The 22,644-nt window shown below is 74.8% G+C and carries 17 protein-coding genes, 1 tRNA gene, 1 pseudogene and 1 riboswitch; of the genes and pseudogenes, 7 read left to right on the plus strand and 12 right to left on the minus strand.

All coding sequences use genetic code 11. The annotated features are described in order from the left end of the window. Positions 1-3: 3 nt before the first annotated feature. The 4 genes from BJ976_RS07060 to BJ976_RS07075 form a co-directional block, all read right to left on the minus strand. Positions 4-1,350 (minus strand): homoserine dehydrogenase, encoded by a 1,347-nt coding sequence (locus BJ976_RS07060; protein WP_135028244.1) that lies wholly within the window; start codon positions 1,348-1,350, stop codon positions 4-6. 124 nt (positions 1,351-1,474) lie between these two features. Further along, positions 1,475-2,941 (minus strand): diaminopimelate decarboxylase, encoded by a 1,467-nt coding sequence (gene lysA / locus BJ976_RS07065; protein WP_135028246.1) that lies wholly within the window; start codon positions 2,939-2,941, stop codon positions 1,475-1,477. Positions 2,942-2,952: 11 nt separating this feature from the next. Then, a complete protein-coding gene (gene argS, locus BJ976_RS07070; protein ID WP_167736888.1) occupies positions 2,953-4,623 on the minus strand; it encodes an arginine--tRNA ligase in 1,671 nt (556 codons plus the stop codon). Then, on the minus strand, positions 4,620-5,174 hold the full coding sequence (locus BJ976_RS07075) for an FAD-dependent oxidoreductase (protein WP_376698715.1): 555 nt from the start codon (positions 5,172-5,174) through the stop codon (positions 4,620-4,622). Before BJ976_RS07075 ends, argS begins: the two co-directional genes overlap by 4 nt. On the opposite strand from BJ976_RS07075, the pseudogene BJ976_RS07080 reads away from it, so the two are divergent. Together BJ976_RS07080 and BJ976_RS07085 are read left to right on the plus strand one after the other, a co-directional pair. After that, positions 5,098-5,547, plus strand: a pseudogene (locus BJ976_RS07080) (thiamine phosphate synthase); the annotation flags it as partial. The gene BJ976_RS07075 and the pseudogene BJ976_RS07080 sit on opposite strands and share 77 nt — an antisense overlap. A gap of 75 nt (positions 5,548-5,622) precedes the next feature. Next, positions 5,623-5,698: transfer RNA gene (locus BJ976_RS07085), tRNA-Arg, on the plus strand. Between the two features lie 31 nt (positions 5,699-5,729). On the opposite strand, the gene thiD is transcribed toward BJ976_RS07085, so the two are convergent. Beyond that, positions 5,730-6,632, minus strand: coding sequence for a bifunctional hydroxymethylpyrimidine kinase/phosphomethylpyrimidine kinase (thiD, locus tag BJ976_RS07090; protein ID WP_135028252.1), 903 nt, complete (start codon positions 6,630-6,632; stop codon positions 5,730-5,732). 122 nt (positions 6,633-6,754) lie between these two features. Further along, positions 6,755-6,868, plus strand: a riboswitch (TPP riboswitch). On the opposite strand from thiD, the gene thiC reads away from it, so the two are divergent. From thiC to BJ976_RS07105, 3 genes are all read left to right on the plus strand, one after another. Beyond that, on the plus strand, positions 6,866-8,686 hold the full coding sequence (gene thiC / locus BJ976_RS07095; protein WP_135028254.1) for a phosphomethylpyrimidine synthase ThiC: 1,821 nt from the start codon (positions 6,866-6,868) through the stop codon (positions 8,684-8,686). (Overlaps the previous riboswitch by 3 nt.) Before the next feature lie 233 nt (positions 8,687-8,919). After that, positions 8,920-9,669, plus strand: coding sequence for a DNA-3-methyladenine glycosylase I (locus BJ976_RS07100; protein WP_135028256.1), 750 nt, complete (start codon positions 8,920-8,922; stop codon positions 9,667-9,669). A 63-nt stretch (positions 9,670-9,732) separates the two neighbouring features. Then, the gene (locus BJ976_RS07105) at positions 9,733-11,148 is read left to right on the plus strand and encodes an NAD-dependent succinate-semialdehyde dehydrogenase (RefSeq protein ID WP_135028258.1); all 1,416 of its coding nucleotides are present in this window, start codon (positions 9,733-9,735) and stop codon (positions 11,146-11,148) included. A 144-nt stretch (positions 11,149-11,292) separates the two neighbouring features. On the opposite strand, the gene BJ976_RS07110 is transcribed toward BJ976_RS07105, so the two are convergent. Together BJ976_RS07110 and putP are read right to left on the minus strand one after the other, a co-directional pair. Then, positions 11,293-11,886: a 2'-5' RNA ligase family protein gene (locus BJ976_RS07110; protein WP_135028260.1), complete on the minus strand. Its 594-nt coding sequence runs from the start codon at positions 11,884-11,886 to the stop codon at positions 11,293-11,295. Then, a complete protein-coding gene (gene putP, locus BJ976_RS07115) occupies positions 11,883-13,517 on the minus strand; it encodes a sodium/proline symporter PutP (protein WP_135028262.1) in 1,635 nt (544 codons plus the stop codon). The genes BJ976_RS07110 and putP overlap by 4 nt, the downstream gene beginning before the upstream one ends. Before the next feature lie 60 nt (positions 13,518-13,577). Between putP and hrpA the strand changes: the two genes are divergently transcribed. Continuing rightward, on the plus strand, positions 13,578-17,702 hold the full coding sequence (gene hrpA, locus BJ976_RS07120; protein ID WP_135028264.1) for an ATP-dependent RNA helicase HrpA: 4,125 nt from the start codon (positions 13,578-13,580) through the stop codon (positions 17,700-17,702). A gap of 35 nt (positions 17,703-17,737) precedes the next feature. Here the strand turns inward: hrpA and BJ976_RS07125 are convergent, their stop codons facing one another. Then, a complete protein-coding gene (locus BJ976_RS07125) occupies positions 17,738-18,166 on the minus strand; it encodes an HIT family protein (protein ID WP_135028266.1) in 429 nt (142 codons plus the stop codon). Positions 18,167-18,210: 44 nt separating this feature from the next. Next, positions 18,211-19,275 carry a sulfurtransferase gene (locus tag BJ976_RS07130; protein ID WP_135028268.1) on the minus strand — a complete coding sequence of 355 codons (1,065 nt, stop codon included), beginning with the start codon at positions 19,273-19,275 and terminating at the stop codon, positions 18,211-18,213. Positions 19,276-19,399: 124 nt separating this feature from the next. Here BJ976_RS07130 and BJ976_RS07135 point away from each other — a divergent pair, with 124 nt between their 5' ends. After that, on the plus strand, positions 19,400-19,837 hold the full coding sequence (locus BJ976_RS07135; RefSeq protein ID WP_135028270.1) for a Fur family transcriptional regulator: 438 nt from the start codon (positions 19,400-19,402) through the stop codon (positions 19,835-19,837). Positions 19,838-19,846: 9 nt separating this feature from the next. On the opposite strand, the gene BJ976_RS07140 is transcribed toward BJ976_RS07135, so the two are convergent. The 3 genes from BJ976_RS07140 to BJ976_RS07150 are packed head-to-tail and all read right to left on the minus strand — an operon-like array spanning position 19,847 to position 22,603. Continuing rightward, the gene (locus BJ976_RS07140) at positions 19,847-20,686 is read right to left on the minus strand and encodes a metal ABC transporter ATP-binding protein (RefSeq protein ID WP_135028272.1); all 840 of its coding nucleotides are present in this window, start codon (positions 20,684-20,686) and stop codon (positions 19,847-19,849) included. Further along, positions 20,683-21,585 (minus strand): zinc ABC transporter permease AztB, encoded by a 903-nt coding sequence (gene aztB / locus BJ976_RS07145; protein WP_135028274.1) that lies wholly within the window; start codon positions 21,583-21,585, stop codon positions 20,683-20,685. Before aztB ends, BJ976_RS07140 begins: the two co-directional genes overlap by 4 nt. 7 nt (positions 21,586-21,592) lie before the next feature. Further along, on the minus strand, positions 21,593-22,603 hold the full coding sequence (locus BJ976_RS07150; RefSeq protein ID WP_135028276.1) for a metal ABC transporter substrate-binding protein: 1,011 nt from the start codon (positions 22,601-22,603) through the stop codon (positions 21,593-21,595). Between the last annotated feature and the right edge of the window lie 41 nt (positions 22,604-22,644).

Below are 22,644 nucleotides of genomic sequence, written 5' to 3' on the forward strand. Positions count from 1 at the left end.
GGGTCAGTTCCCTTCGACTCGGAGGACGGACGCCACCTCGTGCACGGCGTCCAGGGCGGTGAGGTCGGCGACGACCGCGTCGAGGTCGCGCTGCCGGGCCCGGTGGGTGATCAGGCGCAGGGACGCTCCGGGGATCTCGGCGTCGTCGTCCCGGACCTGCCGCAGGGTCTCGATGGAGACGGCGTGCTGCTCGAACACGGCGGCCACGCGGCGCAGGACGCCGGGCTGGTCGGCGACGCGCAGGACCACCAGGGAGGAGGTGCGCGCCTCGGCCGGGTCGAGAGCGGGCAGGGCGGCGACCGGGGTGCGCAGGCGGGCGGGGCCGCCGCGGACGATGCGCTGGGCGATCGCGACGACGTCGCCCATCACGGCCGACGCGGTGGGGGCGCCGCCGGCGCCGGGGCCGTAGAACATCAGCTCGCCGGCGTTCTCGGCCTCGACGAACACGGCGTTGAACGCGCCGCGGACGGAGGCCAGCGGGTGCTCGCGCGGGATGAGCGTGGGGTGCACGCGCAGCACGGCGCCCTGCGTGCCGTCCTCGGCGGTGCCGCGCTCGGCGATCGCCAGCAGCTTGACGACGTACCCGGCGTCCGCGGCCGCGGCGTTGTCCTCGGCCGTGATCCCCGTGATGCCCTCCACGGACACCTGGTCCAGTGTGTAGGCGGAGCCGAAGGCCAGGGTGGCCAGGATGGCCGCCTTCGCGGCCGCGTCCAGGCCCCCGACGTCGGCGGTGGGGTCCGCCTCCGCGTAGCCCAGGCGCTGGGCCTCGGCCAGAGCCTCCTCGAAGGAGGCGCCCTCGGCGTCCATGCGGTCCAGGATGAAGTTGGTGGTGCCGTTGGCGATCCCCATGACGCGGTGCACGGTGTCACCGGAGAGGGAGTCGCGCAGCGGACGGAGGATCGGGATGGCCCCGGCCACGGAGGCCTCGAAGCTCAGCTGCGCCCCGGAGCGGGAGGCGGCCTCGTAGAGCTCGGCGCCGTGCGCGGCCAGCAGCGCCTTGTTGCCGGTGACCACGGCGGTGCCGGCCTCGAGGGCGCGCAGGATCAGGGAGCGGGCCGGCTCGATGCCGCCCATGAGCTCCACCACGATGTCCGCGCCGTCCACCAGCGCCTCGGCGTCCCGCGTGTAGCGGGCGGGGTCCGCCTGCCAGTCGCGCTCCGCGTCCAGGGTGCGCACGGCGATGCCGCCGAGCGTCAGGGGGGCTCCGACACGGTCGTGGAGGACGGCGGCGTCCTCGGTGAGGATCCGCGCCACCTGGGACCCCACGGTGCCGCCGCCGAGCAGCGCCACGGTGAGGCCCTCCGTGGCGGGGGCGACGTCCTGCGCTGCGGGTGCGGTGAGCTCGGGCATGGTCCTCCGTGGGGTCGGTGCTGGGGATGGTGCGGGCGACCTCCAATCTATCGGCCCGGCGCGGGACCGGGTCCCGGACGACGGGCCGTGACCGGCATGCGGGACGGTGGGCGTCCGGGGCCGCTCAGGAGGGGTTCTGCGGGTCGACCTCGCGGCGCAGCAGGTCCTCGACCGTCTCGCGGCGGATGATCACCCGCGCCTCCCCCTCCCGCACGGCGACGACGGCGGGCCGGGTCAGGGCGTTGTAGTTCGACGCCATCACGTGCGTGTAGGCCCCGGTGGCGGGCACGGCCAGCAGGTCGCCCCGCGTGACGTCCACGGGCAGCCACACGTCGCGGACCAGGATGTCCCCGGACTCGCAGTGCTTGCCCACCACGCGGGAGAGCGCGGGCGCCGCGTCCGAGGTGCGCGAGGCGAGCACGGCGGTGTAGTCCGCGTCGTACAGCACGGGGCGCGGGTTGTCCGACATGCCCCCGTCCACGGCCACGTAGCGGCGGGAAGCGGTGGAGCCGTCCGGGGCGTCCGCGTCCACGGTCTTGGTCACGCCCACGGTGTAGAGGGTAAGGCCGGCGGGCCCGGAGATCGCGCGACCGGGCTCGATCGAGATGCGCGGGCACGTCAGTCCCAGCCGCTCGACGGCCTTGCGGACGTCGGCCGCGAGAGCGGCGGCGATCTCGGCGGCCGGGCGCGGCTCGTCCACGGAGGTGTAGGCGATGCCGTGGCCGCCGCCGAGGTCCAGCTCGGGCAGCGCGACCCCGTGCTCGGCCTCGACCTCGGCGAGGAAGCCCAGGACGCGCTCGGCGGCCAGCCCGAAGCCGTCGGCCTCGAAGATCTGCGAGCCGATGTGGCAGTGCACGCCCAGCAGCTCGATCGAGTCCGCCTGAAGGGCAATCCGCACGGCCACGGCGGCCGGGGACACGCCCGCGATCCCGCCGTCGCGCCCCTCGGAGGACGGGGCGAGGGACAGGCCGAACTTCTGGTCCTCGTGCGCGGTGGCGATGAAGTCGTGGGTGTGCGCGTGCACGCCCGGGGTCAGGCGCAGCATCACGGGCGCCACCTGCCCGCGCTCGGCGGCGAACGCCGCCAGGAACACGAGCTCGTCCACGGAGTCCACGATGATCCGGCCGACGCCCGCATCGAGGGCGGCGGCGAGTTCGGCCACGGACTTGTTGTTGCCGTGCAGGCCGATGTGCGCCGGGTCGACGCCGGCGCGCAGGGCGACGGCCAGCTCGCCGCCGGAGGCGGTGTCCACGCGCAGCCCCTCCTCCGCGGCCCACCGGGCCGTGGACAGGGTGAGCATCGACTTGCCGGCGAAGTAGACGTCCGCGCCGCCGCAGAGGTCCCTGAACGTCGAGTCGAAGCCCTCCCGGAAGGACCGGGCCCGGGCGCGGAAGTCGTCCTCGTCCATCACGAGCAGCGGCGTGCCGAACTCGGCCGCGAGCGCGGCGGCGGAGACGCCCTGGACGGCGAGCCCGCCGTCGTCGGCGCGGGCCGTCCCGGCGGACCAGACCTTCGGGTCCAGGGCGTCCGGGTCCGTCGGCGCCGGCAGCCAGGCCGGGGCGAGCGGGGAGGCGGGGGTCGGCGTCGTCATGTCCGGCTCCCTCACATCTTCTCCGGAGCGGACACGCCCAGCAGGTCGAGGCCGTTGCGGAGCACCTGGGCCGCGGCGGTGTTCAGCCACAGGCGGGTGCGGTGCAGGTCCTCGACCGCGCCCGGGGCCCCGTCCTCGGCCGGCACGGGGGTGATGCGGCAGGCGGCGTACCAGGAGTGGTACGCGCCGGCGACGACCTCGAGGTGGCGGGCCACCCGGTGCGGCTCGCGCAGCCGGGCGGCGGAGGCCACGACGGAGGGGAACTCGGCCAGCTGGGCCAGCAGCTCGGACTCGGTGGGGTCGGTGAGCAGGGACCCGTCGAACGCGGAGCGGTCCACGCCGAAGGCCTCGGCCGTGCGGGCGGCGCCGCACGCCCGGGCGTGGGCGTACTGCACGTAGTAGACCGGGTTGTCGTTGGACTGCGAGCGCAGCAGCTCCGGGTCGATGGTGATGGGCGAGTCCGCGGGGTAGCGCGCCAGGTCGTAGCGCAGCGCGTCCTTGCCCAGCCACTGGACGAGGTCCTTGAGCTCGATGATGTTGCCGGCGCGCTTGGAGAGCTTCGCGCCGTTGACCGAGATGAGCTGGCCGATGAGGATCTCGATGTTCGTCGCCGGGTCGTCGCCGGCGGCGGCGGCGATCGCCTTGAGGCGGTTCACGTAGCCGTGGTGGTCGGCGCCGAGCAGGTACACCTTCTCCTCGAAGCCGCGGTCGCGCTTGTGGAGGTAGTAGGCGGCGTCGGCGGCGAAGTAGGTGGGCTCGCCGTTGGCGCGGACGAGCACGCGGTCCTTGTCGTCCCCGAAGTCGGTGGTCGTGAGCCACACGGCGCCGTCGCGGTCCGCCACATGACCCTGGTCCCGCAGGGTGTCCACGGCCTGCTGGATGGCGCCGGACTCGTGCAGGCGGGTCTCGGGGGTGAACACGTCGAAGTGCACGTCGAACGCGGCGAGGGTGTCCTTGATGTCCTGCATCTGGAGCCGGTACGCGGCCTCGCGGACCACCGGGCGGGCGGCCTCGTCCGTCAGCTCGCGCACGTCCGGGTGGTCCTTCTCCACCTGGTCGGCGAGCTCCTGGACGTAGGCACCCGGGTAGCCGCCCTCGGGGACGTCGCGGCCGTGGAGGCGGGCGAGGACGGAGTCGGCGAACACGTTCATCTGGTTGCCGGCGTCGTTGATGTAGTACTCGGCCGTGACCTGCGCCCCGGAGGCGCGCAGCAGGCGGGCGATCGCGTCGCCGAGGGCGGCCCAGCGGGTGTGGCCGATGTGCAGGGGGCCCGTGGGGTTGGCGGAGACGAACTCCATGTTCACGGTGCGGCCGGCCAGGGCGTCGTTGCGGCCGTAGGCCTCGCCGGCCTCCACGATGGTGCGGGCCAGCTCACCCGCGGCGGCGGCGTCCAGGGTGATGTTGAGGAACCCGGGCCCGGCGATGTCCACCTGCGCCACGCCCTCCTGCTCCCCCACGCGCGCGGTGAGCACGGCCGCGAACTCCCGCGGGTCCATGCCCGCCTTCTTGGCGAACTGCAGCGCCACGTTGGTGGCCCAGTCCCCGTGCTCGCGGCTGCGGGGTCGCTCCACTCGCACGCGGTCCGCGGTGAGCTCCTCGCGCAGGGCGGCGGGCAGCTCCCCGGCGTCGACGGCGGCCAGCAGCTGGGCATGGATGAGGGCGGAGAGTTCTTCGGGCTTCACCCGGGAGAGTCTACGGAACACGCGGGACGCGCCGCCTCCCCGCGGGCCCCCCACGCCCGCAGGCCCCCCGCGAGGGAGAGGACCCGCCCGGCCGCGGCCGGGGCCGCCGCCCGGACGGCGTCCCGCGCGCGCGCCGAGCGGACTCCGGCGGCGCACAGCACCACGAGCGTCATCCCCTCGTCCGGCGCCTGGGCGGCGGGGGCGGCCAGCAGGTCCAGCACGGCGCCGGCCGGGGTGGCGGCCACACCGTCCTCCCGCACGGTCGCGCCCACCACGAGGCCGCCGTCCGCCCGCGGCACGAGGTACACGGACCGGCCGTGCACGAGCGAGCGCACGGGGCCCGGCAGCAGGCGGTCCTCTCCGGGGCCCAGCAGCCGCGGCGGCACGTGCAGCCGGAGGATGTCCCCGTGGACCGGCCGCAGCGGCAGCGGCACGGCGGCCGGCGCCCCGCCCAGCGCCCCGTGGCCGAGCCCGGCGGCGAACGACCGCGCCGACGTCGCGGCCCTGGCCGGGACGGACGTGTTCCACGGGGGCCAGACGGACCTGACCACTGCGCAGATGCGCGCCCTGCTGGGCCCGGACGTCGTCCTCGGCCGCTCGTGCCACACGCCGGAGCAGGTGGACGCCGCGGCCGCGGACCCGGGACTGGACTACTTCTGCACCGGCCCAGTCTGGCCCACCCCCACGAAACCGGGGCGGGCCGCCGTCGGCCTCGACCTGCCCCGCCACGCCGCCGCCGTCACCGCCCCGGGGGCGCCGGCGGCCGGCCGGACGTGGTTCGCGATCGGCGGGATCGACGCCGAGCGCCTGCCCCGGGTCCGGGAGGCGGGCGCCGAGCGGATCGTGGTGGTGCGCGCAGTCACCGCGGCCGCCGACCCCGCGGCGGCCGCCCGGGCGCTGCGCGCGGGCCTGCCCCGCCCCTGACCGGGGCGGGCCGGTGCCGCCGCCGATGGTGTAGAGTCGTCGAGTCCGCCGGGGCTCCACCCCCGTCGGATCCCCGCCTCCGTAGCTCAGGGGATAGAGCGTCTGCCTCCGGAGCAGAAGGCCGCAGGTTCGAATCCTGCCGGGGGCACCACCGCTGGAGACAGCACCACGGCCGGCACGCCTCAGGCGCGCCGGCCGTCGTCGTCCGTGGGCACCCGCCAGTCGAGCGGACCGTGCCAGGTCGGCCGGGACCGGTCCCCGACCCCGAGGCCGTCGGCGCCCCGCAGGGCCCGCGTCAGCCACGGACGGGCGGCGCGCAGGGCCTCCTCCCAGGACCGGCCCCCGGCCGCGAGCACCGCGAGCGCGGAGGAGAGCGTGCACCCCGTGCCGTGGGTGGCCCGCGTCCCGACGCGCGGCGCCGTCACCGCCGTCTCCCCCTGCGGCCCCACGAGCACGTCCGTCAGGCATCCCTCGGCGTCCGCAGGCAGGTGGCCGCCCTTCACGAGGACGGTCCCACCGCGCCCGACCGGGCCGTCCGCGGCGACCAGGCCGCGTGCGGCGGCCACGGCGGCGGCCAGCGCCCGCGCCGGATCGTCCTCCTCGTCCAGGGTCCGCCCCGTCAGCGCCGCGAGCTCCGGCACGTTGGGCGTCACCAGGTCCGCGAGGGACAGCAGGCGGGCCCACGCCGCCTCAGCGTCCTCGCCGGCGGCGTCCGTGAGGCGGTCGCCGCTCGAGGCCACCATGACCGGGTCCAGCACGACGCGCGGCGGCCGGGCGGCCTCGAGCCAGTCCGCGACGGCGTGCATCACCGGGACGGAGCCGAGCATGCCGATCGTGACGGCGTCGACGCCGATGTCCGCCCCGACGGCCTCGAGCTGCGCGGTGACGACGTCGGCGGGCAGCACGTGCACCGCCTGCACACCCTGCGTGTTCTGCGCGGTCACGGCGGTGACGGCGGTCATGCCGTAGCCGCCCCAGGCGCCGATCGTGGCCAGGTCCGCCTGGATGCCGGCGCCGCCGCCGGAGTCGGACCCGGCGACGGCGAGGACGCGGGCGGGGGGACGGAGGGGCGTCACGGGGCTCATGCGCCCAGCGTGCCACCTCGGCCGCGCGGCCGGAACGACGGGGCGCGCCCGGGCCGCGGGGCCGGAGGGGTGAGGGTGCACGGGGACCGCTCGACACGGCCGGGGCGGGTGGGCTAGCGTCCGGGACATCCCACGGGGGCCCCTGGCGAAGGGGCTGAGACCGGACCGACGCCGTCCGACACCGTCCGAACCTGTCCGGGTCATGCCGGCGAAGGAAGAAGGAGCGCGGACACATGTCCCTGCCTGAGCACACCCCTGCCGTCCCCGTCGCGGAGGCGCCCGCCCCCCGGGAGGAGAACTACCCGACCCACCGCCTCGCCTGGCTCGAGGACGCCGAGCACGGCATCCGGGTGCCGGTGACCGAGGTGCACCAGGACGCCTCCCCGGACGGGTCGCCCAACGAGCCGTTCCGCGTGTACCGGACCATGGGGCCGGGGGCCGACCCCACCCGCGGCCTGCCGCCGCTGCGCGCGGACTGGATCCGGGCGCGCGGCGACGTCGAGGAGTACGAGGGCCGCGAGCGCGACCTGCTCGACGACGGCCGCTCGGCCGTGCGCCGCGGCGCGTCCACGCAGGACTGGCGGGGCGAGCGGCGCGCTCCGCTGCGCGCCGCGGACGGCGCGCGCGTGACCCAGATGCACTACGCCCGCCGCGGCGAGATCACGCCGGAGATGCGCTTCGTGGCGCTGCGCGAGGGCGTGGACGTGGAGCTGGTCCGCTCGGAGGTGGCCGCCGGGCGCGCCATCATCCCCGCGAACGTGAACCACCCCGAGGCGGAGCCGATGATCATCGGCCGGGCGTTCGCCGTGAAGGTCAACGCGAACATCGGCAACTCGGCGGTGACGAGCTCGATCGCCGAGGAGGTGGCCAAGCTGGAGTGGGCCACCCGGTGGGGCGCGGACACCGTCATGGACCTCTCGACGGGCGACGACATCCACACCACCCGTGAGTGGATCCTGCGCAACTCCCCCGTGCCGATCGGCACCGTGCCCATCTACCAGGCCCTGGAGAAGGTCGGCGGCGACCACCAGGCGCTGACCTGGGAGGTCTTCCGGGACACCGTGATCGAGCAGTGCGAGCAGGGCGTGGACTACATGACGGTCCACGCGGGCGTGCTGCTGCGCCACGTCCCCCTCTCCGCCGACCGCGTGACGGGCATCGTCTCCCGCGGCGGCTCGATCATGGCCGGCTGGTGCCTGGGGCACCATCAGGAGAACTTCCTCTACGAGCACTACGACGAGCTCTGCGAGATCTTCGCGCGCTACGACGTGGCGTTCTCCCTCGGCGACGGGCTCCGCCCGGGCTCCGTGGCGGACGCCAACGACGCCGCCCAGTTCGCCGAGCTGGACACCCTCGCCGAGCTGACGGAGCGGGCGTGGGCGTACGACGTCCAGGTGATGGTGGAGGGCCCCGGCCACATCCCGCTGCACCTGGTGCGGGAGAACGTGGAGCGCCAGCAGGAGCTGTGCAAGGGTGCCCCGTTCTACACGCTCGGCCCCCTCGTCACGGACATCGCCCCGGCGTACGACCACATCACCTCGGCCATCGGCGCCACCGAGATCGCCCGCTACGGCACCGCGATGCTCTGCTACGTCACGCCCAAGGAGCATCTGGGCCTGCCGAACCGGGACGACGTGAAGACGGGCGTGATCACCTACAAGATCGCCGCGCACGCCGCCGACGTCGCCAAGGGCCACCCCGGCGCCCGCGACCGCGACGACGCGCTGTCCAAGGCGCGCTTCGAGTTCCGCTGGCGCGACCAGTTCGGCCTCGGCCTGGACCCCCAGCTCGCCGAGGAGTACCACGACGAGACGCTGCCGGCCGAGCCCGCCAAGACCGCCCACTTCTGCTCGATGTGCGGTCCGAAGTTCTGCTCCATGCGCATCAGCCAGGACATCCGCAGCGAGTTCGGCGGCGCGTCCGAGCAGGCGCGGATCGCCGAGGCTGGCATGGCCGCCAAGTCCGCGGAGTTCCGGGCCGCGGGCGGGTCCGTGTACCTGCCGGAGCCGAGCCTGCGCCGGCCTGAGGGGGACGCGGTGCTCGCGAGGGACTGAGCGGTCCGTGCCGCTTCGCTGGCCGGCCTGCCCTGGGCGTGCTCCCGGATGGCGTCGCCCCGACCGCGGTCGTCCCCAGCATCTCCTCCTTCGCCGCACGTGCCGCTGCGGGCCGGGCGGCTCGAGTGACGAGGTCCGGCCGTGCCTCCTGCACAGGTGTCCGCAGACGGCGTGGCGTCCCCGGGCGTCGCGTTCCGGCTCCGGATGTCCGGGGCCGCTCCTAGGCTCGGTGCATGAGCGCGCACCACGCCGACGACGGCCTCCCCACCCCCGTCTCCACCCTCGCCGAGGATCCACCGGTGGGCGGGCGACAGGCGCCGCCGAGTGGCGTCGTCGTGGGCGAGGACGGGCGAGCCCGCCCGCCGTGGGCGGCACGGGATCCGCTGCTGCGGGAGTACTACGACACGGAGTGGGGCCTGCCCGTCATGGACGACCAGGGCCTGTTCGAGCGCCTCGTGCTCGAGGCGTTCCAGTCGGGCCTGAGCTGGCGGACCGTCCTGGCCAAGCGGCCGCGGTTCCGGGAGGTGTTCGCGGGCTTCGACCCGGACGCCGTCGCGGCGTTCGGGGACGCGGAGGTCGAGGCGCTGCTGGCGGACCCCGGCATCATCCGGAACCGGCGCAAGATCGAGGCCGCGGTCGCGAACGCACAAGCCGTCGTCGAGATGCGCGGCGAGCGGTTCGCCCCGCTGCACCCGGGCTCCCCCGGCGCGGGCCCCGCCTGGCACGGCGACGGCGACCGGCCGGCCACCGGCCTGCCGGGGCTGGTCTGGGCTCACCAGCCTGCCGCGACCCCCCGGCCGGAGACGGTGGCGCAGGTCCCCTCGGCCTCGGACGAGTCGCGCGCGCTCGCGAGGGCGCTGAAGGCGCACGGCTGCCGCTTCGTGGGACCGACCACGTGCTTCGCCCTGATGGAGGCCGCCGGGATCGTGGACACCCACCTTCTCGGCTCGTGGCGAAGAGGGGCGTCCGGGATCTGGGAGTGAACGGGGGCCTCCGGCAGGATGGGGAGCTCAACGCAGGACGTCCACACGAAAGGGTGACGACTGATGACCACCACCTCCGCCTCTCAGGGCTACCGCACGATCAACCCGGCCACCGGGGAGCTGCTGAAGTCCTTCGACAACGCCACGGATCAGCAGATCGCCGACGCCCTCGACGCGTCGCAGGCCGCCTACGAGCAGTGGTCCCAGAAGTCGGTGGCCGAGCGCGCCGCCGTCGTGAAGCGGATCTCCGAGCTGCTGGCCGAGCGCTCCAAGGACATCGCCGCGCTGATCACCATGGAGATGGGCAAGTCCCTCGGCGCTGCAGTCGGCGAGGTGCGCTACGGCGCCCAGATCTTCGGGTACTACGCGGACGAGGCCGAGGAGCTGCTCGCGGACCAGCCGATCAAGCAGTTCTCCGGGCAGGAGGCGTTCGTCCAGCGGCTGCCGATCGGCCCGCTGCTGGGGATCATGCCGTGGAACTTCCCGGTGTATCAGGTGGCCCGATTCGTGGCGCCGAACCTCGTGCTCGGCAACACCATCCTGCTCAAGCACGCCGAGATCAACCCGCAGGTGGCGCAGCTGCTGGAAGAGCTCTTCACCGAGGCCGGACTGCCGGAGGGCGTCTACCAGAACCTGTTCGCCACCCACGACCAGATCTCCACGATCATCGCCGATCCGCGCGTGCAGGGCGTGTCCCTCACCGGTTCGGAGCGGGCCGGCGCCGCCGTCGCCGAGCAGGCCGGCCGGCACCTCAAGAAGGTCGTCCTCGAGCTCGGCGGCTCCGATCCGTACATCGTGCTCTCCGCACCGGACGCCCGCGCCGCCGCCCGCGACGCACTGGCCACCCGGCTGGGCAACTGGGGCCAGGCCTGCAACTCGAACAAGCGCATGATCGTCATGGAGGACCTCTACGACGACTTCGTGGACGAGCTGGTCCAGCGCTCCTCGGCGATGAAGCCCGGTGACCCGACCTCGCGCGACGCCGACGTCTACGGCCCGCTGTCCTCCGAGTCCGCGGCCGACGGGCTCGCCGAGCAGATCGCCGCGGCCAAGGAGGCCGGCGCCACCGTCCACGTGGGCGGCGAGCGCGTCTCCGCCCCCGAGGGCGAGGGCTTCTACGTCTCCCCGGCCGTGATCACGGACGTGGACCAGGAGAACCCCGCCTACTCGCAGGAGCTGTTCGGCATGGCCTCCGTGGTCTACAAGGTGTCCTCGGCCGAGGAGGCCGTGGCCCTGGCCAACGACTCGCAGTACGGTCTCGGCGGCGCCGTGTTCTCCACGGACCTGGACGAGGCCAAGCGCGTGGCCGACCAGCTCGAGGTGGGCATGGCGAACGTGAACCTCGCCTCCGCCGCCGGTGCGAACCTGCCGTTCGGCGGCGTGAAGCGCTCGGGCTTCGGCCGCGAGCTCGGCCCCCTGGCCCTGGACGAGTTCGCCAACAAGCGCCTGTACGCGGTGCAGGGCCCGCTGGAGGGCTGACCCCGGGTCGGCCGGACGGGTCCCCCGCTCCGGCCGACCCGCCGGCCGCCTGAGGCACACCGAGTGGTCACGACATGCCGTCACCGGAGTCCGGTGGCGGCATGTCGTGACCACTCTGCTCGTTCGGGCCTGCTCGTCGGCCCCTCAGCCGCGCAGCGGGACGGTCGCCAGCACCTCGTGCAGCGGCCCGCCGGAGCGGCCCTCGCCGAGCCGGGACGCCACGACCTCGACCTCGTCGGCGGTCCACTGCGGCCCGCGGTACACCGTGAGCGCGTGCACGGCCTCGGCCAGCAGGACGGTGGCCGGTGCCGGCGGACGGGGCTCGCCCCGCCTCCGACCCCGAGGTCGGGGCGCGGCGCCCGAGACCCGCGCCACGGTGAGGTGGGCACGCCGGCGGTCCCGGCCGTCGTCGTCGGCGAGCCAGGGCTCCGCCAGGAGCGCGCCGAGCTGCCGGACCTGCCCGCCCACCCCCACCCAGAGTGTGCGGTGGGAGAACTCCCCCGCCCCGGCCAGGTGCAGGTCCAGCGGGGCGTGTCCCGCCGCGATGCGGCCGGCGTCGGCGACGACGCCGTCCACGGCCCCGGCGGGCACTTCCGGGTGGAACGCCAGCGTCAGGTGCCGCTGCTCCGGCTCGGTCCAGCGCAGCGCGCGTCCGGCTGGGTCCCGGACGCCGTCGAGGGCCGGCTCGAGGTGGTCGAGCGCGGCCCTCGGCGGACGGATCGCGAGGAAGAGCCTCACACCTGCGTGTGCGGATCCGCGGCGGCTGCGGTCGAGCCCCCGGCGGCGTTCCGCGTCATGGCGGCCGGGGCCACGTCCGGGTGCGGCTCGCGGCCGGCCACGATGTCGATCGCGCCGGTGAACTCGGCGTCGATCCGCCGCTGCACCCGGCGCGAGCGCTGGGTCACGAGGGACACCACCACACCCACCACGAGGGCGGCGACGAAGCCCGGCAGCAGCTCGTACAGGCCGAACCACTCCCACGTCTCGGCACTGGCCTCGGACCAGACCCAGGCGACGGCGGCACCGGTGACCATGGCGGCCATCGCCCCCCACGAGGTGAACCGCGGCCAGTACAGGGCGAGCAGGATCACGGGGCCGAAGGCGGCACCGAAGCCGGCCCACGCGAAGGAGACGAGCTCGAGCACGGAGGAGTCCGGGTTGAGGGCGAGCAGACCCGCCACGAGCGCCACCACCAGTACGCCGATGCGGCCGAGCCACAGGGTGAACCTCGGGGACCCGGTGCGCCCGCGCAGCATGTAGAGGTCCTCCACCAGGGCGGAGGAGCACACGATCAGCTGCGAGGAGAGCGTGGACATGATCGCGGCGAGGACGGCGGCCAGCACCAGGCCGGCCACGAACGGGTGGAACAGGATCGAGGCCAGCACGAGGAATACGGTCTCCGGGTCCTCGAGCGTGGTGCCGGGGTTGGCCTGGAAGTAGGCGATGCCCACAAGGGCCACCATCACGGCGCCGAACACGGACAGCGCCATCCAGCCGATGCCGACGCGCCGGGCGACGGCCGCGTCGTGCGGGGTGCGCAGGGCCATGAAGCGGACGATGATGTGCGGCTGGCCGAAGTAGCCCAGGCCCCAGGCGAGGGAGGACAGGACGCCGATCAGTGTCGCGTTCTCGAACATCGAGAAGTGGTTCACTCCGCCGCCGGCGGCGTCGGCGGCGCGGATGCCCTCGACGACGGCGTCCCAGCCGCCCATGGTCAGGACCACCACGATGGGCACGAGCAGCAGGGAGAGGAACATGAGGATGCCCTGGGCCACGTCCGTCAGCGAGGCGCCGAGGAAGCCGCCGAACAGGGTGTAGAGCACCGTGATGCCCGCGACCACCACCATGCCGGTGAGGTAGTTGATGCTGATGCCCTGGGCGTAGAAGGAGTCGGGACCGAACGTGGACTCGACGAACTTGCCGCCGGCCACCATGCCCGATGAGACGTAGAAGGTGAAGAACACGAGGATGATCAGGCCGGCCACGATCCGCAGGACGTGGGTGCGGTCCTGGAACCGGTGCTCCAGGAAGGACGGGATGGTGATCGAGTCGCCCGCGATTTCCGTGTAGGCGCGCAGACGCGGGGCCACGACCTTCCAGTTGACCCACGCGCCCACGGTCAGGCCGACGGCCATCCAGCCCTCGACGAGCCCGGAGGCGTAGATCGCCCCGGGCAGGCCCATCAGCAGCCAGCCGGACATGTCCGAGGCGCCGGCGGACAGGGCCGCCACGGACGGCTTCATGTCGCGGCCCGCGAGCATGTAGTCGTCCAGGTCCGCGTTCTTGCGGGCGGCGTAGAGGCCGATCGCGATCATCGCCGCGAAGTAGAGCCCGATCGCCACGATCAGGAAGGAGGTGTTCTGGTCCATGCGGACCAGGGAACCACACCGGACCGCCGTTCGCCGCCGACCACTAGGCTGGTCCGCGACATGACGCAGACTCCTCCGCCCGCGGCCGCGCCCTCCCCGGAGGCCGGCGCCGCTCCCGCCATCACCTTCCCCGAGCACCTGCCGGTCGCCGAGCGCCGCGACGAGATCATGGCGGCGGTCCGCGATCACCAGGTGGTGATCGTGGCCGGCGAGACCGGCTCCGGCAAGACCACCCAGCTGCCCAAGATGCTGCTGGCCCTCGGCCTGGGCGAGGCCGGCGTGATCGGCCACACCCAGCCCCGGCGCCTGGCCGCGCGCTCGGTGGCCGAGCGCATCGCCGAGGAGCTGGGCCAGGGCATCGGCGAGACCGTCGGCTACCAGGTGCGGTTCACGGCGGAGACCTCGAGGGCCACGCGCGTGAAGGTGATGACGGACGGCATCCTGCTGGCCGAGATCCCCCACGACCCGGACCTGCGGCGCTACTCGGCGATCATCATCGACGAGGCCCACGAGCGCAGCCTCAACATCGACTTCCTCCTGGGCTACCTCAAGCGGCTGCTCCCCCGCCGCCCGGACCTCAAGGTGATCATCACCTCGGCCACCATCGACCCGGAGCGCTTCGCCCGGCACTTCGGCCGGCCCCTGGCCGAGGGTGAGGAGCACGCGGACGCGGTGGAGGCCGACGACGGCGGCCGCGTGGTGCCCGCCCCGATCATCGAGGTCTCCGGGCGCACCTACCCCGTGGAGATCCGCTACCGGCCGCTGACCGCCGAGCCCGAGCCGGATGACCCGGACGACGACGCCGACGACAACGCGGAGACCCGCGACCCGCTCGAGGCCGTCGGGGACGCGGTGCTCGAGCTCGCCGGCGAGGCGCCCGGCGACATCCTGGTGTTCTTCCCGGGCGAGCGGGAGATCCGCGACGCCGCCGACCACCTGGCCGGCGTCGTCGCCTCCTCCCCGCGCCTGGCGGGCACGGAGATCCTGCCGCTGTTCGGCCGGCTGTCCATGGCCGAGCAGCATCGCGTGTTCGGCCGGGCCCAGTCCGGCGTGCGGCGGCGGATCGTGCTGGCCACCAACGTGGCCGAGACCTCGCTGACGGTGCCGGGCATCAGGTACGTGATCGACACGGGCACGGCCCGCATCTCGCGCTACTCGCACCGCACCAAGGTCCAGCGCCTGCCGATCGAGCGGATCTCCCAGGCCAGCGCCAACCAGCGCTCGGGCCGCTCGGGCCGCACGAGCCCGGGCATCGCCATCCGGCTGTACTCGGAGGAGGACTTCCTCTCCCGCCCCGAGTTCACGGACCCGGAGATCCTGCGCACGTCGCTGGCGTCCGTGATCCTGCAGATGCTCTCCCTGGGCGTGGCGGAGACGCCGCGCGAGGTGATGGACTTCCCGTTCGTGCAGCCGCCGGACCGCCGCCAGGTGACCGACGGCGCCGCCACCCTCACCGAGCTCGGCGCGCTCCACGCCGACGGGTCCGGGCCGCGCACGAAGTCCGGGGGCCGCGCGGCGGCCGCGGGCACCATCACGACGATCGGTCGGCGCCTGGCGCGCCTGCCCGTGGACCCCCGCCTGGGCCGCATGATCCTGGAGTCCGGCGAGCGGGGCTGCACGCGCGAGGTCATGGTGCTGGCCGCGGCCCTGACCATCCAGGACCCCCGCGAGCGCCCCACCGAGCAGCGTCAGGCCGCGGACGAGATGCACGCCCGGTTCGCGGACGACCGCTCCGACTTCTCCGCCTACCTCAACCTCTGGCAGTACCTGCGCGAACGGCAGAAGGAGCTCTCCGGCTCCCAGTTCCGCAAGATGTGCCGCCGCGAGCACATCAACTGGCTGCGCGTGCACGAGTGGCAGGACCTGGTCCGCCAGCTGCGCCAGCTCGCCAAGGACGTCGGCGTGTCCGTGCAGGCCGGCCCGGTGGACCCCGTGGGCCAGCACGACGCCGTCCACAAGGCCCTGCTGACGGGCCTGCTCTCCCAGATCGGCGCGTACGACGAGCGCCGGCGGGACTACCAGGGCGCCCGCGGCACCCGGTTCGCGGTGTTCCCCGGCTCGGCGCTGTTCAAGAAGCGCCACCCCTTCGTCATGGCCGCCGAGCTCGTGGAGACCTCCCGGCTGTGGGCGCGCACGGTGGCGCGCGTCGAGCCGGAGTGGCTCGAGGAGGTCGCCGGGGGCCTGGTGACCCGCTCGTACAGCGAGCCGCACTGGTCCCGGAACGCGGGCGCCGCCGTCGCGAAGGAGAAGGTGACGCTGTTCGGGGTGACGATCGTCCCCGAGCGCACCGTGCGGTACGGGCGGATCGACCCGGTGCTCTCCCGCGAGCTGTTCCTGCGCCACGCCCTCGTGGAGGGCGACTGGCGCACCCGCCACCGGTTCTTCGCCCGGAACCGGAAGGCCCTCGAGGAGGTCGACGCCCTCGAGACGCGCCTGCGCCGGCGCGACCTGAGGATCGGGGACGAGGACCTCTACGCGTTCTACGACGCGCGGGTCCCCGCGAACGTGGTCTCCGAGCGGCACTTCGACGCGTGGTGGAAGAAGGCGCGCCACGAGACGCCGGACCTGCTCGACCTGGACGTCGAGTCGCTGCTCACCGAGGACGCGGACCAGCTGGACACGGACGCGTTCCCCACCGCGTTCCGCCACCCGATGTCCGGGGGGGACGTGGACCTGCACCTGGACTACACGTACGACCCCACGGGCGCCTCCGGCACGGACGGCATCACGGTGTCCGTTCCCGTGCTCCTGCTGGGCGAGGTGGACCCGGACCGGTTCGCGTGGCTCGTGCCCGGGCTGCGCGTCGAGCTGGTGACGGCCCTGATCAAGGCCCTCCCGAAGGCCGTGCGCAAGACCCTCGTCCCCGCCCCGGACGTGGCCCGCGCGCTCGTGGCCGACCTCGACTCCCACGCCGATCCGCTGCGGGACGACCTCCCCCAGGCGCTGTCCGCGGCGGTGCGTCGCGTGCGCGGCACCGTGGTCGAACCCGAGCTGTGGCGGCCGCAGGACGTGCCGGACCACCTGCGCATGGACTACCGCGTGGTGGACGCCCGCGGCGCCGTCATGGGCGCCGGGCAGGACCTCGCGGTGCTGCAGACCCGGCTGGCCCAGGCCAACCGCTCGGCGATCGCCGCGCGCCTGGCCGGCGACGACGACCCCGCGAACGCCCGCCCGGGCCCCGCCCGCGGACGCGGCCGGGGCAGGGGTCGCGGTCAGGGGTCCGACGACGCCGGTCGCGCCGCGCCCGCGGCGGCCCCCGCCGCGGGGCCCGGCGGCTTCCGCGAGCGCCACGGGCTGACCTCGTGGTCGGTCGGTGAGGTCCCCCGGAAGATCACCACGGATCCCTCCAGCCGCGGCCCGGCCATCACCGGCTACCCCGCCCTGGTGCCGGAGACCACGCCGGACGGCGCGCCGGCGGCGGGCCTCGTCGTCGCGCGCTCGGCCGAGGACCAGGCCGCGTGGCACCGGGCGGGCGTGATCTCCCTGCTCATGGCCACCCTGCCCAGCACCCACCGCTACGTGGTGGACCACCTGGACAACCGGGAGAAGCTGACCTTCACGCAGAATCCGCACGGGTCGGTCGAGTCGCTCGTGCGGGACAGCACGCACGCGGCCGTGGACCGGCTGGTGGGCCCGGAGCTGCCCTTCACGGAGGCGGAGTTCCGCGCCCTGTTCGACCGGGTCCGCGCGGACCTGATCGACACGGTGTTCGCCGTGACCGCGCTCGTGGCGCAGGTGCTCGGCGGCGCCGCCGAGGTGCGCCGCCGCCTCAAGGGCACCGTGTCCCTCGCGGTGGCCCCGGCGATGTCGGACGTGAAGGCGCACCTCGAGCAGCTCGTCTTCGACGGGTTCGTGGCCGCCACGGGCTGGCAGCAGCTGCAGCACCTGCCCCGCTACGTGCAGGGCATGCTCACGCGGCTGGACCGGCTCGACGCCGGCGGCCACCTCCAGCGCGACGGCCAGGCCATGGCCGTGGTGCAGGGCCTCGAGGACGAGTTCGACGCCGCCGTGGCCGCGCACCGCGCCCGCTTCCCGGACACGCCGGTGCCCGCCGAGCTCGACCGGGTGCGCTGGCTGATCGAGGAGCTGCGGGTGTCCTTCTTCGCCCAGGAGCTGGGCACGGCCGTGTCCGTCTCGGAGAAGCGGGTCCGCCAGGCGCTGCAGCGCGCCGCCGCCGCCCGCTGAGGCGGACGACGGCGGCGGCGGTCGGGGCGGACGGGTCAGGCGGCGGGCACGCGCTCGCCGTGGCCGTCCTCGCGCAGGCCGGCGCGGAGGGCCTCGGCGGCCGCGTCCATCTCGTCCGCCTCCGGGGAGTTGTCCACGCGGGACATGTCGAAGTCGGACATCGAGTTGGACGGCCACACGTGCACGTGCAGGTGCGGGATCTCGTAGCCGGCCACCATCAGGCCGGCGCGGGACGCGCCGAACGCGCGGACCTGGACGCGGCCGATCGCCTGGGCCACCCGGGTCAGATGGGCCACCAGGTCCGGATCGGCGTCCACCCACTGGTCGACCTCCTCCCGGGGCACCACGAGGGTGTGGCCCGTGGCGAGCGGGCCGGCGGAGAGGAACGCCACACAGCGCTCGTCCTGCCACACGAAGCGTGCGGGCAGCTCTCCGGCGATGATCCTGCTGAACACGGTGGCCATGGTCTCCTCCTGGGGGGTGGGGTCGAGGGGGGCGGCTCGGAGCCTCAGCGGCCGCCGGGCTCGGGTCCGGTGGCCACGGGGTTGTCCGGGTCCTGGATCCATGCTGACCACGAACCCGGGTAGAGCGCCACACCGTGGCGACCCGCCGCGGCGAGCGTGAGGATCTGATGGGCCGCGGTGACGCCGGAGCCGCAGTACACGGCGGCGGGGACGTCGTCCGTCAGGCCCACCGCCTCGAAGCGTGCGGCGATCTCGTCCACCGGGCGCAGGCGTCCGTCCGGGCCGACGCTCTCCGCAGTGGGCAGGCTGCGCGCCCCCGGGATGTGGCCGGCCACCGGGTCCAGGGGCTCGACCTCGCCGCAGTAGCGCTCCGCCGCGCGGGCGTCGAGCAGCAGCCCGCCGGCGGCGATCGCCTCGGCTCCGGCGGAGTCCACCACCGGCATGCGCCCCCACGAGGGACGGGCCGTGCCCGGCACGGGGATCACCTCCCCCGGCTGCAGCGGGAGTCCGGCCTCCCGCCACGCGCCGAGGCCGCCGTCGAGCAGGACGGAGTCCCGGATGCCGGCATGGCGCAGCAGCCACCAGGCGCGGGCGGCGGCGAGTCCGCGGTCGTCGTCGTACACCACCACCGTGTCCCCGTCGTCCACGCCCCACAGGCGCACCGACTCCGCGAACTGGTCCGGGGCGGGCAGGGGGTGCCGGCCCTGGCGCGGCCCGGCGTGGCCGGCGAGCTGGTTGGGCAGGGAGACGAAGACGGCGCCGGGCAGGTGGCCGTGGAGGTACTCCTCGTGCCCGGACCCGCCGCCGGCCATCGAGTACCGCACGTCCAGCAGCACGAGACGGCCGGGGTCCTTCCGGGCGTCGAAGGCGGGGGCGGGCTGGCCGGCGTCGGCGTCCGGGCCGGCGGCGAGGCCGAGCCAGCGGGCCAGCACGTCGACGGCGACCAGCGAGGGCGGTTCCGCGGCGGCCGGATCGGGACCGTCACCGGAGGGGTCCGGCTCCACGGCCGCGGGGCCCACGGCCGCACGGGCGGCGCGCTCGGCGGGGTCCTCGACGGGCTCGCGGGAGCCCTCACGCCGGGGGGATGTGTCCGGTCCTGGGGTCTGCACGGGCCCCACCCTACTGGCCGCGTCGGCGGGACGGGGCGCTGATAGCCTGGAGCACCAGGCACCGGGGCCCACGGGTCCCGCACGGCCGACCGCCCCCGGACCCCGCCAGAAGGAGCACCCCAGCGTGAGCAGCCCCTCTCCTGAGGCCGCGGGCTCCCCCGCCCCCCGCGTGCGCAGCACGCGGCAGAAGGCCGCGGTGGACGCGGCGCTGGAGCGGATCGAGGACTTCGTCAGCGCCCAGGAGCTGCATGCTCACCTGAAGGAGGCCGGGGAGCGCGTGTCCCTGGCCACGGTCTACCGGACCCTGCAGCAGCGGCTCGAGGACGGCGATGTGGACACCCTGCGTCGCGAGGACGGCGAGGCCGTGTACCGGCGGTGCGCCGTGGACGCGCACCACCACCACCTGGTGTGCCGCGTGTGCTGGACGGCCGTGGAGGTCACCGCGGACCCGGTCGAGGACTGGGCCGCCCGCGTGGCCGCGGAGCACGGCTTCTCCTCCCCCCGGCACACGGTGGAGGTCACGGGCGTGTGCGCCGACTGCGCCGCGGCCGGCCGGGCCTGAACCCTGCCCTCAGCGGCGGCCCGCCCCGTCCACCGGGTCGTCCAGGAACGGCACGGCGGCCCCCGCGGACGGCGTCGCCGGCCGGTGCAGGGCGCCCCGTCCGTACGCCGTCTCCAGGTGGGCCTCCGTGAGCACCTCCGCGGGGGTCCCGGAGGCCACCACGCGGCCGGCCATCAGCACCACGTGGTCCGCCGCGGCGGCCTCGTCGAGGTCATGGGTGGTGTACACCACGGACACCCCGCGCTCCGGCTCCTCGTGCAGCAGGTGGTCGATCGTCCGCGCGGAGACCAGGTCCAGGCCCGTGACCGGCTCGTCCAGCAGCAGGACGTCGTGCTCCTGGGCGATCCCCTGGGCCACGTAGGCCCGCTGGCGCTGACCGCCGGACAGCTCGTCCAGGTGGCGCCCGGCCAGGTCCGTCACGTCCATCCGGTCCATCGCGGCCTGCACGGCCGCCCGGTCCGCGGCACGCATCCGGCGGAACCAGCCGGTGCTGGGGTAGCGCCCCATGGTGACGACGTCGCGCACCGTGAGCGGCACACCGCGCGGCACCTCCACGGTCTGCATGACGAAGGCCGTGCGCCGGGCGTGCCGTGCGGGCGACTCGCCCCGCACGGTGAGGGTCCCGGCGCTGGGGGGCAGCGTGCCGGCGAGGGCGTGGAGCAGCGTGGACTTGCCGGACCCGTTGGGGCCGATCACGGCCACCAGCCGGCCGGCCGGCAGGGTCAGGTCCGAGGCCGCGACGGCGAGGTGGGTGCCGCGGCGCAGCTCGAGGCCGCGGGCCTCCGCGAGGGGGGCGGCGCCGGGGCCGCCGGTCCGCGGCTCGGCGGGCGGGGCGGGACGGGAGGTCATCGGGGCAGGCCCCCCTCGGCGTCGTGCCCGTGGTGGGCGTGCGGGCCGTCCACGGCGGGCACGGCGCGGACGTGCCGGCCGCGGGCGGCCTGCAGACCCGCGCGGACCAGCAGGACGGTGAAGAAGAGGACGATCGGCACCAGCGCCATGGTGGCCGAGCCGGCGGTCCCCCAGTGGAAGCTCAGCATCAGGCCCACCACCACGGACGCGGCGCCCAGCAGCGCGGCCACGGCCATCATCCGGGGCACGGTGCGGGTGACCAGCGCCGCGGTGGCCGGCGGCCCCACGAGCAGGCCGAACACCAGGACGGTGCCCACGGCCTGGAAGGAGCCGATCACGGCCGCGCCGATCATGACCAGCAGCAGGGTGTGGGTCAGGCGGGGCCGCATGCCCAGCACGCCGGCCTTGGCCTCGGAGAAGCTCAGCGCCAGCAGCGGGCGGTACAGCACGAGCGCCAACAGGACCACCACGACGGCGATCGCGGCCTGCACGCGCAGGCCCTCCGTGCTCACGCCCAGCACGTCGCCGAAGAGGATCGCCGTGAGCGAGCCCGTGTAGGAGTCGGACAGGGAGATGATCACCACGCCCAGGGCCATCATCCCCACGAAGAGCAGTCCGATGGCCGTGTCCTCCTTCAGGGTGGTGGCCCGGTGCACCAGGGAGATGCCGGCCATCATGACGACCGCCGCGACCGCGGCGCCGACGTGGGGACTGCCGCCGAGCACCACCGCGAGGGCGATGCCCGGCAGCACGCCGTGCACGAAGGCGTCGCCGAAGAAGCTCATGCCGCGCAGCACCAGCCAGGTGCCCACCACGGAGCACATCACGGCCGCGATCAGTCCGCCGATCAGGGCGCGCTGCTGGAAGCCCAGCAGGAAGGGGTCGGTCAGCCAGTCCACGGCGGGCTCAGTCCGTCAGCGCGTCGGCGAGCGTGCGGGCGTTGTGGAGCATGGCCTCGGCGTAGTCCGCCTCGGGCGTGCCGGCCGGGCCCACGCCGGACTCGTAGAGCTCGACGACGGCGACGTCCCCGGCCTCGCCGGCCACGGTCTCCACGAGGGCGTTCTGCGAGGCCACGGACGTCACGATCGCATCCACGCCGTCCTCGCGCATGCCGCGGGCCAGGTCCGCGAGCTCCTGCGAGGAGGGCTCGGCGTCCGTGGATCCGCCCGGGATGACCACGCCGGACACCTCGAACCCGTAGGCGTCGGCGAAGTAGCCGTAGGCGTCGTGGTCCGCCACCAGGGTCCGGCGATCCTCGGGGACCTCCGCCAGGATCCGCTGGATCTCGGCGTCCGTGGCGTCCAGCTCCTGCTGGACGGTGCGGCCGCACTCGGCGTACCGCTGCTCGCCGGTGTGCTCGGCCAGGGACTGCCCCATGAGGGCGGCGGCGTCGGCCATGCGGGCGACGTCCATCCACACGTGGGGGTCCAGGGAGCCGTGGTCGTGCCCGGCGTGCTCCTCGGCGGTCTCCCCCTCGTGGTCGTCGTGCGCGCCCGCGCCGAAGGGCAGGGGGTCGAGCTCGGGGGCGACCTCGACCACCTCGGCGCCGTCCTGCTGCGCGTTGGCCAGGGCCGACTCCATGCCGCCCTCGAGGCCGAGGCCGTTGGCGAAGACCAGGCCGGAGCGGACCATCTGGGCCACCTGCTCGGAGGAGGCCGAGAAGTCGTGGGGGTCGTCGCCGGGGCCCATGACGGACACCGCGGCGCCGCCGGCGCACCGGGCCACGCGGTCCAGGACCGCGCCGAGCTGCGTGGTGGCGGCCACCGCCACCACGGGGGCGTCCGCGTCCGCCGCGGAGCCGGCGGGCGCGGAGGATCCGGCCGGCGCCGAGTCGTCCCCCGCCGAGCAGCCGGTGATCGCGAGCACCAGGGCGGCGGAGAGGGCGGCCGGGGCGGCGAGGCGGTGCGGACGGGGCATGGAGGGTCCTCCTGGGGCGGTGCGGCACGGACGCGCTCGCC

The sequence above is a fragment of the Micrococcus flavus genome (genome assembly GCF_014204815.1).
GTDB classification, from domain to species: domain Bacteria; phylum Actinomycetota; class Actinomycetes; order Actinomycetales; family Micrococcaceae; genus Micrococcus; species Micrococcus flavus.

What these genes read in the sequence shown, in the direction of transcription:
- BJ976_RS07060 (WP_135028244.1), bottom strand. Translation starts at nt 1,350, where the DNA reads ATGCCCGAGCTCACCGCACCCGCAGCGCAGGACGTCGCCCCCGCCACG.
- lysA (WP_135028246.1), bottom strand. Translation starts at nt 2,941, where the DNA reads ATGACGACGCCGACCCCCGCCTCCCCGCTCGCCCCGGCCTGGCTGCCG.
- thiD (WP_135028252.1), bottom strand. Translation starts at nt 6,632, where the DNA reads ATGAGCCCCGTGACGCCCCTCCGTCCCCCCGCCCGCGTCCTCGCCGTC.
- thiC (WP_135028254.1), top strand. Translation starts at nt 6,866, where the DNA reads ATGTCCCTGCCTGAGCACACCCCTGCCGTCCCCGTCGCGGAGGCGCCC.
- BJ976_RS07100 (WP_135028256.1), top strand. Translation starts at nt 8,920, where the DNA reads ATGAGCGCGCACCACGCCGACGACGGCCTCCCCACCCCCGTCTCCACC.
- BJ976_RS07105 (WP_135028258.1), top strand. Translation starts at nt 9,733, where the DNA reads ATGACCACCACCTCCGCCTCTCAGGGCTACCGCACGATCAACCCGGCC.
- putP (WP_135028262.1), bottom strand. Translation starts at nt 13,517, where the DNA reads ATGGACCAGAACACCTCCTTCCTGATCGTGGCGATCGGGCTCTACTTC.
- hrpA (WP_135028264.1), top strand. Translation starts at nt 13,578, where the DNA reads ATGACGCAGACTCCTCCGCCCGCGGCCGCGCCCTCCCCGGAGGCCGGC.
- BJ976_RS07125 (WP_135028266.1), bottom strand. Translation starts at nt 18,166, where the DNA reads ATGGCCACCGTGTTCAGCAGGATCATCGCCGGAGAGCTGCCCGCACGC.
- BJ976_RS07140 (WP_135028272.1), bottom strand. Translation starts at nt 20,686, where the DNA reads ATGACCTCCCGTCCCGCCCCGCCCGCCGAGCCGCGGACCGGCGGCCCC.
- BJ976_RS07150 (WP_135028276.1), bottom strand. Translation starts at nt 22,603, where the DNA reads ATGCCCCGTCCGCACCGCCTCGCCGCCCCGGCCGCCCTCTCCGCCGCC.